This window comes from Synechococcus sp. MEDNS5, from assembly GCF_014279875.1.
Taxonomy (GTDB): Bacteria; Cyanobacteriota; Cyanobacteriia; order PCC-6307; family Cyanobiaceae; genus Synechococcus_C.
The window spans coordinates 699,859-714,134 of the sequence record NZ_CP047952.1 but is presented as its reverse complement, the minus strand read 5'-3'; the positions used below and the strand labels follow the sequence as shown (position 1 = coordinate 714,134).

The window sequence follows — 14,276 nt, the reverse complement described above, 5'->3', positions numbered from 1 at the left end:
CACCACACATCACAATGACTACTCAAAACACTCCGATTCAAATTTTATCAGCACCAATTGGTATTTTGCTGAAGGTTACGATTGCTGTAAGTGCCGCTGGTGCAGCTTGGGCAATATTTGCAAAGGTTCCATGGCAAGTCGACGGCCTCGCTGCAGTCACACCACCAGGAGGTTTGTCCTCAGTTGTTTCTCCCGGTGATGGGACATTAATTTATGTAAGGAATGAAAAAGGAGAAATTTCTACAAACACTGAAGGAAAAGAAACACTTAAATTTGTGAGTAGATTCTTGGATGAAATCTATGAATTTAATCAAAGCTCGCAAGTATTCATAAATGATCCATCAGTAATAGCAATGGGAGAGTTCGAGACCAAAATTGATAGAATGATTAAAATAACAACACAAACAGTTGTCGACGACAAAAGTATTGGTCAAGGTGGAAGGGCAATCTTTGATTCAAAGTTTCCGTTCTTAGAAAAAAACCAGGTAATTGCTTATATTTATAGCCCAGAGAGAAAAGTAGAAATTGTCAATGACGCTACAGATGCAAGATCTGAACTTCAATCCTTAAAACGAACCATGGCAACCTACTTAGTACAAAAAAAATCGTATAATAAAAGGTTGCAAAAGCTAGAAAGCGCATACAATGATGTAGCTGTGCATTTCGATACAAACAACAACTTCGAGGAAACATTAAGAAAACTCAATAAGGCTGGTTACGTTCCTAATAATACCTATGTAAGCGGAATATCATCAACATCGAATTTCTATTCTTTGGGTGAACAATACCTTCAACAAGCACAACAGCTTACAATTGAACTAAACAACGTTGACAACAGAATCAATGAGGCTGTTAATAATGTTGTAGCATCAGTAACGAAATTAAGAGATTCAGTTAACAAATACATATCCACTTCATACGTATACATGCCTCGAGATGGGTATCTCGTGGAGTATTCATCAGTAAATCACACGTTTATCAAAAAAAATACACCTATTTTTGAATTTACAGACAGACCGCCAAAGTTACCAGAATATACATACGCATTTTTTGGAGCAGAAAAAGCATCTCAGGTGTTTCCCGGGATGAGAGTATTATCAACTCCTCTCGGCATATCAAGATCACAATACGGGGGTATTAGAGGCAAAATCGTGTCAATTGATGAGAACCCCACGTCTCTCGAGGCAATAAACAGTGTTAGCGGCAGTAGTCAAGTCGCAAAATCATTTATTGATAATTTGCAAATTCCTTACCGAGTATTGATAAAATTGGAGAAAAATAAAAACACAAACTTGAGGGAATGTACAAAATCAAATAGAACACAAACGTGCTACATATGGAATTCTGGAGCTATACCTCCTTTTCCGGTCAAAATTGGCAATGTTTTGGCTGTTCAAGCAACCACGACAGAGTATACACCTCTACAACTAATGATACCAAGACTGAGAAGATTTTTTGGGTTGCAAACAGATGCGCCTAGTTTGAAGGGAGGAAAAACAAATGAATAAGTTAATTAATTCCTTCAGATGGATATTTCCAATACTTATAAGGTACAACAAAGGCTTTTTGCTTTTAATACCAATTTCTTTGGCAGTGACTATACCAACACTAATAATTGCTGGCTCTTCGTCACAGTTTATTGATGGATATCTTCTGAATGTAAGAGACAACTTTGCAATACCAATTGCATGGCTTTTACTTATAAGTACACTCGTAATGGTTGCACTACTCGCAATTCAATCAGTAGTACTCGTGAGGATTGAGGCATTCATTATTAAATCTGCTTCAGTGAGAATTTTTAAAAGGATTTTTTCGTTACCTTACAGTTATTTTGCAGTCAATCCTTCGGGGGAAACAGCCGGAAGAATAGGACTTGCACTGCAAGTTGGGCAACAACTAGTAACGCAAGTGACAGGATTTGCAATTGTTCTTGTAAGAGCGTTAATAGTACTAACATTTTCACTCATAATATCTCCACAACTAACCATCTTAAGTACGATAATTCTCGTTACTAATGTAACGCTTTCGTTTTACATAACATCAAAAAGAGAAGCAGCTAACAGGGAGTTGGCAGTTAATAAGGGTCTTGCAGAAGGTGAGGGCTTAAATGCAGTAGCTAACATTGAAAGCATAAAAGCATCAGCACTAGAATCAGAATTCTTTAAAAGCTGGGCATCAATCTTTGGTAAATCTGTCAATCAACAGCAAAATCAAAGCTTCTACAACGCAATAGGTTCAATGATAAGCACGGTATCATCTTTCCTATTACAAACATTAGTTGTTATTTTGGGAGGATTTTTGATACTCGATGGAAAACTATCGCTTGGTTCATTAGTAGCATACCAATTCTTGTTATCAACAATTATAACTCCAATAAATCAAATACCACAACTAGTTTCAGCTTTACAAACATTAAGTGGACTTTCTGGGAGAATATCCTTACTATTTAGTGAAACAACGGAGAGTTACGTAAAAAGCCTTGACGAAGATAAAAGTCGAGAATCAGGCGTAGCAGCCATAAAATTAACAGGTGATTTAAAAATTGATAATATTAGTTTTAGATACGAAGGTGCTAAGAATGATTTATTTGAAGACATCACCATCGAAATACCAGCTGGAAATCATTTAGCAATTGTTGGAGGTAGTGGATCTGGAAAAAGTACACTTATCAAAATAATTGCAGGATTGTACCATCCGACCAATGGAATGATAAGATACGATGGAATTTCATGGGAAGAGCATACAGATTTAACAATGAGACAAACAATAGCTTATGTACCACAAGATATGTTTTTGTTCAGCGATACTCTACACCACAACATCTCATTATGGGATCCACGATTTACTCCCCAGGAATGTTACGAAGCTGCTTCTTTAGCACTCATGCAAAATGAAATCGATTCGTATCCCTTAGGGATCCAAAGAACATTAAATGACAATGGAAGCGATTTGAGCGGTGGTCAAAAACAAAGGATTGAAATAGCGCGGGGATTGGTTAGAAAACCAACCATTATGTTGATTGATGAAGGGACGAGTGCATTAGATGACTATACAGAAAAGGCTGTGATGGAAAACATAAAGTCTGTGAAAACTACTCTAGTGACAGTTGCTCATAGAATGCACTCTGCAGAAATTAGTGACTATGTAATTGTACTTGATAAAGGAAAAATAGTTCAAAAGGGTCCACCTGATCTATTAAGGAATCAACCTGGTAGATATTCAGAACTTTTAAAAGCGGAGGAAGCCTAACATGAAAGATTTTTCAAAAGAAAACCTTCAAAATGTTTTTCAACTCGAATCAAGCGACTACAAAAGTGATATTTTATTAGTGGATGAAAATTCGAGTATTTACTTTAAAGTAATGTCAAAAGTTTATAACATTCTAGAAGACAAAAGCAAATTAAACGAATATGCCACTGATCAACTCAACGAGTTCTTGACGTACAATGATGTATTGTACAGAGAAGTAAGCCCTGAAGAATCACCAAAATTAAGAACGGGCTTAAACACCGTCATTGACTTGGGAGAGGGAAATGCGATCGCGATTATAAAATTAAAGGGTAAAGATTGGCTCTATAATCCAAAAACTGATGAACTTCTCCCATATAAAAATTATAATGAGCTGGAGATTGAATACGAAGTAAGTAAGTGCTATGCGTACGAAATATTCGCAAAACTTTCATATGATACAAGGGGTCCGTTAGATGCCATAAAATTTACATTAGGTTCGTCATGGTATACCTTAATTGCATTTATATTATCAACGATAACTGTCGTATTAATGGGACTAACTGCTCCCATGATAACTAATTACCTCGTTGCTGATGTATTACCGCAATCCAGTTATTCCTTGCTGATAACAGTAGCCATTTTGGTGGGAATAATTGCTATATTTAACTTAACAGTAACGGCATTTAGTCAATTTTTCCAGGTAGAGTTTGAAGCATTAATTGATGTGCGGCTTCAAACTGCCGTGTGGGCAAGGTTGGTTAGATTACCGGTACCATTTTTTCGTGAAAATAGTATCGGTGACATCGCATCAAGAGCAGCTGCAATATCACAAGCTAGATCGGCAATATCGGGAGGGTTTTTAATTGCTGTCATTAATCTAGTTTTTGCATTCAGTTTTTTCATATTAATGTTTCAATATGACCAGACATTAACATGGATATCCCTTGCGGTTACAATAATCAATACATTTATAGTCATCAAATATTCGTTAAAACAAGGTGAATTCTTGGTTCCGCTATTTTCTCAATACGCAGATGTAACAAATTACTCATTACAAGCAATCCAAGGTGTTGCACAAATAAGAACGTCAGGAAGTGAGCCGTTTGTATTTCTTGTATGGATGAAGAAATTAATAAAAACAGCTTACACTAACAGTCAAATGGGTTATACAGCTGCTGTGGTAAACACTGGTGCAATTTCTGTTAATCCAATTGGAACATTAACAGTAATCGTTTCAATAATATTACTGAATCCCAGAGAAATTACAGGATTCACAGCAGCGCAGATAGCCAGTTGGATTGGATTTCTAGCAGCATTTTCAGGATTTAATTCAATACTATCTGCATCTGCTGTAACGATATCAGTGAGTCTCGCAACCCTGAGAAGTCTTTGGGCAAGAGCAAGCCTAATTGTTTACGCAGAGCCAGAAAAGGGTTACAGCGATCAGGCCATAAGGAAAGATCTGAATGGTGATTACAGAGGTGAAAATTTGGTGTTTAGTTACAAGGGCATGAACAGACCAGTACTTAATGAGTTAAGCTTTGAGATTAAACCTAATAAATATACTGCAATAACGGGATATAGTGGGTGCGGTAAATCAACTCTACTAAGACTTCTTATGGGATTTGACGAACAACAATCAGGACTTTTGACTATCGATAAACTAGCACTTGAGCAATGGTCAATTCATCATTACAGAAAACAATTAGGCGTAGTAATGCAAAACACCCCTCTCCAGCCTGGAACCATTAGAAAAATTTTAACGGCAGGAAGAAATATTGATGACAGTAAAATATGGGAGGCACTCGAAAAAGCAGCATTAGCTGATTTGGTAAATGAAATGCCTGATAAATTAGAAACATTCATTGAAGAAGGCTCATCGAATATATCAGGTGGACAAAGACAAAGAATCGCTTTGGCACGAGCTCTTGTTGGCAATCCCAAAGTACTGATTTTGGATGAAGCAACCAGTGCATTGGACGCACCAACTCAAAAAGTTGTCACAGACACGTTGAACAATTTGCAAATAACAAGAATTGCTGTAGCACACAGATTGAGTACAATTGAATCGGCAGATAATATTTTAATTATGAAGGAGGGTAGAATTGTTGAAAGTGGAAAATACGAGCAATTAAAGGAAAATCCAGAAGGATACTTGAATCGACATAATGCATAATCACATATAAAGTGAATTAAAAGTCATATTTTCTAAAAAAATTATCATTTACTGGGTGTCCAGCATTAAGAGATACATTTAAGAATTTAGAAGCAATCTGGACATCATTAGAATAAGGAGAGACTACAGAATCAACGCTGATCCATCTAAGTACAAAACCACATGTATCAACATTATTGGAAGGTAACGAATGTAAAGTCAATCCATTAAATACTATAATATCACCAGAGGAGGTTGGAACGGAAACGATATCATAACAATCATTAGTTTCTAAATCAGGGGGTATTGGCACAAAATGACGCTGATAATCGGGAGAATCAGAATAGTGAAATTCGCGGTAAAAAGATTCCATAGCGTTTACTTCATCATTTGAAGAGTCGGTTTGAAAAAAAGATGAGGGTAGGTATCGAAGGCCAGTCTTGTGAGAACCACGCACAAAACGTAGAGATGAGCCAAAAGGTATATCAGTAAGGGAAATCCAGACGGAAAAGAAAGGTCCCTCAATGGACTGGTCATGATGCCAAGGGATAGAAACAGTACATGAGGAAGTACGACGAAACCATGTATCCTGAAGGAGGATAACTGAAGGACAGCGCATCAAAGTGGAAATTAAAAAAGGGACTTGGTCGGGTATATAGTCAACAGGAAATTTTGAAACAAAAAATGATGACCAAATATCAGATAAAAAAGATCCATCTTGATCATCACTTAAGTCACGAAAGAAAGGCGAACAGCGAGTCTCAATGGCAATATCAACAGAATGTTGCAAAAGTGAAACAAACGAAGATGAAACAAAGGATGGAATTTTTACAAAACCATCTCGGTCAAGAGATGTTTGAAAATTGAGCATAGTCACCACCCCAAACGATTCATGATATCAGTAGTATCAGAAGAAAGCAAAGCTTTTTGATCATCAATGAGAGACTGGAGATAGAATAGAAAACGTTGTACTATTTCAGATAATACAGCATCATTATCATAATACAACTTTAAACTGATATTGGATGAGCTAATAGTTGATTCAATCATAAACGGGCTCCATGCAAGTGGATAAGATTCTGACGACGAAAGAGAATGATCAATAATAGAAACACCAGTTGAAGTTTCACAATTGAAATTATCAATACAATTAATAGAGCAGATAGGTAACTTTGAGACCGAGTCGGGGTTCGAAGCGAGGTAAGAGAATAGGTTAGCTGAATTCTCCTGAATATCACGGAGACGTGAGGAAATAGAGTCAATATCAGATTGAGGAAAGAAGCAAGGTAAATGAATCGAGAAATAACCCAACGAATTTGACAAATTTGTATCTTTGTAATCACGTGATGCAAACTCAAGATCTAAAAGCGGAAAATTCACTGAATGATCAGCGAACGATAAAGATACAGCTTTGATCAAAAAAGGAAGAAAACGGGAAGACTGTAAAGCAAAAGGAAGAGTAACAATTTCTTCATGGAGCAAAAACGAAGTTGGTAAGAATGAAGATCGAAAATCAGAAGTGGCAACAAGTAAAGTTTCGCAATCCTGAATAGCTTGGAGGTGAAAAGGAAAATCTATGGGTGTTTTAAAAGTTGGAGAAAATCCCAAAGGATAAATTACGTCTATTGCAGAAGAAGAAACGGAATCTAAAAGCAATTGCAAAGAAAGAAAGTCAATTAGATAATGAGGAAAAGCACACAAGCAAAGAGTCGATTCGTCGTCTTGTAAAAAGATACGAGTAATTGAAACATTGGCAGAAATCTTAGAGTTAAGATTCAAGATACAGGTGTCGGCTAAGCAACGTAATTGACTATCAAATGAATCAAAAGAGGTAAAAATATGGTCAGATATAAGTATTGGACAAGAATCAAAAAGATCAAGAGAGCCAGATGAAGATAATGAAAAGGAGTTAAAATTAGAAAGAGATAAAAGACTGGACAAATCGTCAGCAAAATTAGAACAACTAGTGCAATCAATTAAAACAGTAAAAAACCAATTGGAAATATCAAAGTAGTGTTGAGTATAACATTGGGATGGAGTAAGATGATAATGAGTAGAAGGTTGTAGCAAGGAAGGCGATGAAGGCGATGCAGCAAGAAAAGCTTGATAAAGATCTTTAAAATCTGGAGTTAAGAGAATAGTGTCTGCAGAAACATTGATATCAGAACGAAGAAATGAGGCACTGAGTCGGATAGCAAGCAGAGAATCACCACCAAGCTGATAGAAATTACAGTCTAATGAAATGTCTAAACCAGGGAATAAAGGTTGAAAATGTGAAAGAAAAAATGAGAATGAAGGATCTGATACAGAATAAGGATCTAAATTGGAAGAATCAGACGAATAATTATCTGTGTTTAATAATTCAGTGAGAGCAGATATATCAAGCTTGCCATTAGTTGTTAAGGGAAATTCATTAAGAGAAATAATACGCGATGGGCAAAAATAGGATGGTAAAGACTCATGTAATGTCTGATATATTAGATTAGTGACAACAGTGGAGTCGACATAGAATAAAACAAAATTATCACCACGATGTGAGCCTGATACTAAATCTAATAAGGGCAAAAGATGAAAAGATAAATCAGGAAAAAGAAGTGAAATACGATTACTTATATCAGAAAGAAAGACTCGATACCCATTAATTTTTAAAAAACCTGAAATACGACCTAGGACAGTCAGATCACCATCTTCAACAAAACCTATATCACCAGTACTATATGAATAACAGTTATCAGATAAGTGAAATGGTTCTACCGTGCCGTCAAAATATTTACCATAAGTGTTATTAGTATGTATGATAATAAGACCGATATTTTGACTAATGTTTGAAGTTAAATCTCGGGAGAAAGAATCAGATGATATAGCTTCGATTGATACTTCATAACCCGCTAGACATTGACCAACAGGTACTATACCAGAAGTAGAACAATCTCGAGGAACTAAAAATGTAGAACAACCGATACAAGTTTCTGTAGGACCGTAGTGTGTAAATATCCTAAGACGATCTGACGCTGAATAACAACGAAGAGCAAGTTGGTTTTGCAAGGCATCACCACCAAATAATAAAATATCTGATGGTATTAGCTTTTGAATAGGAACAAATTCGAGAAGAGCCGTAAAGTAAGGTGGTAGAATTTTCAAAAAAGAAAAGAAAGAATCATCGATATTTAGCCAAAACTGAGGAGACTTGACAGCGTTATAATCAGCAAGAAAAATTTCACCACCAGTCCTTAACCAGAGCAAAATTGTAGTAAAAGGAAAATCAAAATTTAGAGACGAAATGACACCAAATCGGTAAGAATTATGATCTTGAGAAATGGTAAGCCTGTCAACAATAGCATCTTGATAAGATGACAAATGATCAATAGAAACAGGTACAGCTTTAGGATTGCCAGTAGAACCGGAGGTAAAGATTAAATGCGCTAGATTTTTAAAAGATTTAGGAAAAAAGATATCGTGAGAATCAAAAGGTAAAAGATCAACGCATAAGCTATCATTTTTAAGACTAATAACAGACCTCACACCGCAAGTAGATAACCGCGAGAAGTTAATTTCATCAGACTCGAGCGGGTTCCAAAGAATATAAGGCCGACCTACATTCCAACAGGTAAGAATGAGAAGAAGTTGAAAGACAATATCGTCCGACCGTATACAAAATATTGGATCTTGATAACGTGAAAGATCTTGGGAATATTCATTAATAAAAGTATGGAGTTCTCTACAAGAAATAGAAGAAGAGCAAGAACGTATAGAATGATTTGAAAAATCGGAGGTTAATGATGCAAGATAGTAATGAGGTGAAAATTTATCGGGCAAATTTGAGTAAGTATGACTAGGGGCTGTACAAACTTGAAGAAATGGACTGAACTCTGGAGGGAATGCAGGAAAAAGATCAAGCACTCTATAAAAATGGGATATGACATCATCAATAGCTGATGCACTAAACAAAGAAGGGTTATAATCAATAGATAAAATAAGAGAATCTGAGTTATCGGTGACGTTTAAAAAACAATTCCACCGACAAACAGATGGTGGATAATCGTTAAATGAAACATCTATATCAGAATTAGAAAAAACAGGTGAAACCCTATCAAAGTTAAAAGCAAAGGAAGACAGTGGATAGTGAAGAGTGGAAGAATGAATATCAAAGTGCTTTGCTAAAGAGCTAGAATCTACAGATGAATTAAAAACAAGCTTTGATAAAGAATTTTGAAGTGATGAAAAATCATCGTCATTGAAATCAATAAACGAGCTAATAATTAGAGGTAGTGGAGAAACAAAAGAATTATAAAGGTAAGCATCAGAGGGTACCAATGTCTGAGTACCAAAAATAGTGATAATAAGGCATTTAATGTTAAGAGAAAATTGTAAAGCATTGATATAGAAAGCAAGAATCAAAGAAGGCAAAGAGATGTTGTATTTCTCAGAGATATAAACAAGCTGATCGCGAATTACAGATGATAAAGGAAATTGTTTCCGAATAATGGAAGAACCACGTTGCAAATTATTGAAATGTTCTTTTCTCAACAGCGGTAAGAGTTGATCTGTAATGTCGACAGTAGGACTCGATAGTGAAAGAGAAATAGGTTGAGTGTCAACACCATTAAAAATACGAAGAAAAAGATCGTTAATTCCCTTGCCATCTATTGCATAATGTGCGAAACAAAAATGTACTTGACAAATTTGATTATTTTTAACTATAACGTTACATTGAACATGGCAGGAGTTTGAAGGATTAAACTTCTGGATAATCGATGAATCATCAGCATAGTATCTTACCCAATCAGAATCAGAAGAGTCTATGGGGGAAAATCTTGCAGATATCAAATCATAAATGCCAAACAAAGAAGTTTCTAAACTAATTTGCGAAAGCGCTTTCCCAAGAAAGACAGGAAAATCAATGCAAGTAAAATTAGATAAAGTCACAGTTTGATTAAAAGACTGCGCCTCGATAGGGAGCTTCATATAGGCTGCACAAAGAGATAATTGATTAGTATCTAATAGATACGAAATGGGGGCCTGGAAAGAAGATGAATCTAAAACACCGGCTAGAAGTAATGAATTAACAGAAGACTCAACTGATTCTATAAAAAAATCAATATCCGAAACAGTGTGAGATGCAGATAAAAAGAGCGTTCGTCCTTCCCAAATATAAATGTCACGAGATAGAAGCTCAAAGTAAAAAGCTAAGGGTGCACCAACAAAACGAAATACCGAAGATGCATAGGAAACACGAATATTAACATCTCTGGCAACAAAAAACTGATTAAGACGAGTACACAAACGACGAGTAAGGTTGTTCAGCTTAACCTGAATATATCCCTTGTCGCTTAAAAAATATGAAAGAACTTCATGACAACTAATCATAGTTAACGGATTTTTATTAAATGTGCCTGCAAAAAATACTCGTTGACTTGACGGATCGTTATTTGATTGATACCAGGAACCTCCGTCAATAAGATTAAGAAGCCTTGAATCACCTGCGACAGCACCTATGGGCAAACCTCCACCAATAATTTTGCCATATGTACTAAGATCCGACTTAACACCAAAGTAGCCATAAGTAGATTGATAGTGGCAACGAAATCCAATCAGTACCTCATCATATATAAGAATAATTTTAAATTGATCACAAAGCTTTCGCAATAATAATAGAGTCTTTACAACATCTACGCTGGGTTTTCGAGATTGAATAGGTTCGACAATTATCGCAGCTAAGTCAGAATGATGTTGATGGACTATTCGATGAATTGAATCTAAATCGTGATAATCAACAATTAATGTGTCAGTAAGGAAAGAAGAAGGCGTACCGAAGGAAGAGGGAGAAGTCCTTCCGTCAACGTCCGACTGAGCTGCAAGGGTAAAATCATTGTGCCCATGATAAGAGCCATTAAAAATAAGAATTTTATCTCGACTTGTATAAGCACGAGAAAGTCTCGCTGCAGTCATAACTGCTTCAGTGCCGGTATTACAAAACACAGATCGTTCATGACAGGTAAGCTCACAAAGAAGCTTTGAGTTAACTGAAGCCAAAGAAGATTGCGGACCTATGAATAAAGAGTTATTTTCAAAAGCGGACAGAAGTGATCCCTTTAAGAAAGGAGGATTGTGTCCGAACAGCTGGACACCAAAACCCATTGTAAAGTCAAGAAATTGATGACCATCCTTGGTAAAAATATGTGAGCCTGATGCACTGTTAGCAACAACAGGAACTTGGATATCCCGGTAGAGTGGTGAATATCCAGCGGAATAACGAGGATCGGCAAGGGAAGAAAAACTATTACGAACAGAACTCGATTCTTTTAACTTATCAACAAGCCTGGATTTGAGCTCAACACTATGAACAATCTCCGCACGGCTATATTTTAGGTTCAGATCTTTAGATTCAGGCTTTGCAACCGCAGAATGATTTGATTCGTCCAGAGATAGTATTAGATCTGGGGAAGTGGAATTTGCAACAACATCACGACCAAGATTCGAAATTGATGATGATCGACGCAAAGCCTCACAAATAGCATCATTAATAACATGAAAATCACCAACCAACTCTTCAAGAGAGAAATGAACCGAATAAATCGAAGATAACTTAGATACAAGCTGAGCAAGCTCAAGAGAATCAAGCCCACATCTTGTGAAAGTTTTAGAGAGATCAATAGAAGATTCAGCTAAACCGGAACATTGTGAAATAAAGGAAATAATAAATAATGAGATCGAATTTGAATCATCAACTGGTGAACTCACTTTAAAGTTAGGAGGCTGAACACTTGAAATAGCAGTGGCAATACTAATTGAAGAATACTTGAAATTATCATTAAGATTTTGAGAAACAATCCGTTTTAGAGTCGGCTTAGTTGATATTTCAACAAAAGAAAGAGATGAGGAAAAGCTGGAAAGCCTGGAAAGCAAATCATTGAAGTGGATGGGATTAAGAAAATGGGTAGACCAACTAGTATCACAAGGAGAAGAAACAATACTCCAAGAAGGTAAGAAATTGGTATGAGATAAATCTAGCTTTATATCGCAAAAAGAATCAGAAAGACAAGAATGGTCAACTAAAATTGAAGAATGATAGCAGTAATCAACACCAACATACTTTATAACAGCAGAATCCAAGGACGAGACTTGCTCAAAAAAGGATGATGAAATAGCATAAATAGAGCTAGATGAACTGCATCTGATGACCTCTTTCGGCAGGTATTTACTTATAAGATCAGATGTCAGATTTGATTTAAGTATATAATAAAGATGAAAGAGACCACGATTAGTTGCAACAATTTTTTCTCGCTCATATAAAGCAAGAACGCAAGCATCAAAGGTCAAGGCAGAACCAGCAACAGATGCTGGATACTCGCCAAAAGAATAACCAATCAAATAATCATAAACTGCCCCTGAAGAAATACTTATGTCGTATAAAGAAAGCATATGAACAAGATATAGGTATTGTTGATCAAGGGGAGAAAGTGAGGAGGAACGATCACAAAATTGCAATGGCAAATCTACTGGGTAATCTTCCAAAACAGAAATCAGTTGCGACCAATAAGAATCTACAATCTGTTGATATGTAATCGATGCATGATAGTCTTGAAGTCCAATCTCCTTGTCAAACAGACCCTGGCCAGGAAACAAAGCAACCTTGAGATCTGATCGAGATTGATGAACTGAAGTTGGTGACAGTATTAAAGAGGCATTAGTACCACTAAAACCAAAAGAGCTCACAAGCATTGATTGATCAGATGTCGGCTTGGCAAAATATAAAGAGCTATCGTTTGAGTGTTTGAGATGGGAGTCACTAAACGAAAATTTATTGGTTGCAGGGGAAGAGTCAACACGAACCAGTTGATGATCTTGAAGAGCGGAAAGACAATTAAGCACACCAGCAGCGCCTGCGGCAGCTTCTAGGTGACCAAATTTAGATTTTATGGAACCGACAAGAACAGGATTATTATTAAAAACGTTATTGAGCGCTTTGAGCTCAATAGGATCACCAAGAGGAGTACCAGTACCATGACACTCGATATAACCAATATTAGAACAATGTAAACCTGACGCACTTAACGAGCGTTCGAGAAGTGAAATCTGGCTTTCTAGAGAAGGAGCTGTAATACCAGCACTAAGACCATCATGATTCACAAAACATCCATTAACCTGCGCTAAAGGAACAAGTCTATATTTAGAAAGGCAGTTTTCTGAAGCCAACAAGAAAAGAATACCACCTTCACTACGAACATAACCGTTTGCGTTATGCTTAAAAGTGAAGCACATATGGTCGGGACTTAACATTTTCATTCGCCGCAGTTGCAAAAATTTAAAAGGATCATTAAAAAGATTCACTCCACCACAGATAGAAAAGTCGCATTCTCCAGATGAGATCGCCTCAAAAGCTTCAGACATTGCTACAAGCGACGAAGAACAGCTGGTATCAATGGTTTTCGATTTACCAGTAAAATCAAAATGATATGAAATACGCGCACTAGTCATTGACAAGTGACTACCTGCAAGTAGATACCGATTGTCGGACTCAAGAGTATTACAGAAGGACCAACCTGTATCTGAAGCACCAATAAAAACGGACGTATCCTGAGGAAGTGTGATGTCAGTCGTAATTTCTTGAGCTAATGACAAGCACAAACGCTGTTGAGGATCTAGACAGGACCATTCATTAAGACCAATACCTAAATCTGATAGATCAGCAAAAAAAGGATTCTGCACGACGCCACCATATATATTATCATCAGAATCTGGTGTGATTATATTGCGTGACAACCAAAAATCAGAATCAATTTTAGATATTGGGGTATCTGAACTAGTCTTAATACGGGAAAGATCTTGCCAGTTTGAAGCAGAAGGAAGTCTAAAGCTGGCTTTAACGATATACACGGGAGTAGACATC

The 14,276-nt window shown here is 36.5% G+C and carries 5 protein-coding genes; 3 read left to right on the top strand and 2 right to left on the bottom strand.

The genetic code is table 11. The features are described 5' to 3' along the window. The first annotated feature begins 14 nt into the window (after positions 1 to 14). Genes SynMEDNS5_RS03475 through SynMEDNS5_RS03465 form a run of 3 tightly spaced genes read left to right on the top strand, consistent with a single transcriptional unit; the run spans position 15 to position 5,407 of the window. Complete coding sequence (locus tag SynMEDNS5_RS03475; RefSeq protein WP_186584474.1) at positions 15 to 1,508, top strand: hypothetical protein; 1,494 nt, start codon at positions 15 to 17, stop codon at positions 1,506 to 1,508. Next, positions 1,501 to 3,249 (top strand): peptidase domain-containing ABC transporter, encoded by a 1,749-nt coding sequence (locus SynMEDNS5_RS03470; protein ID WP_186584472.1) that lies wholly within the window; start codon positions 1,501 to 1,503, stop codon positions 3,247 to 3,249. Before SynMEDNS5_RS03475 ends, SynMEDNS5_RS03470 begins: the two co-directional genes overlap by 8 nt. 1 nt (position 3,250) lies before the next feature. Next, the gene (locus tag SynMEDNS5_RS03465) at positions 3,251 to 5,407 is read left to right on the top strand and encodes a peptidase domain-containing ABC transporter (protein ID WP_186584462.1); all 2,157 of its coding nucleotides are present in this window, start codon (positions 3,251 to 3,253) and stop codon (positions 5,405 to 5,407) included. A 16-nt stretch (positions 5,408 to 5,423) separates the two neighbouring features. On the opposite strand, the gene SynMEDNS5_RS03460 is transcribed toward SynMEDNS5_RS03465, so the two are convergent. Together SynMEDNS5_RS03460 and SynMEDNS5_RS03455 are read right to left on the bottom strand one after the other, a co-directional pair. After that, positions 5,424 to 6,257, bottom strand: coding sequence for a phytanoyl-CoA dioxygenase family protein (locus SynMEDNS5_RS03460; RefSeq protein WP_255440366.1), 834 nt, complete (start codon positions 6,255 to 6,257; stop codon positions 5,424 to 5,426). A 2-nt stretch (positions 6,258 to 6,259) separates the two neighbouring features. After that, positions 6,260 to 14,275 carry an aminotransferase class III-fold pyridoxal phosphate-dependent enzyme gene (locus tag SynMEDNS5_RS03455; RefSeq protein ID WP_186584442.1) on the bottom strand — a complete coding sequence of 2,672 codons (8,016 nt, stop codon included), beginning with the start codon at positions 14,273 to 14,275 and terminating at the stop codon, positions 6,260 to 6,262. Between the last annotated feature and the right edge of the window lies 1 nt (position 14,276).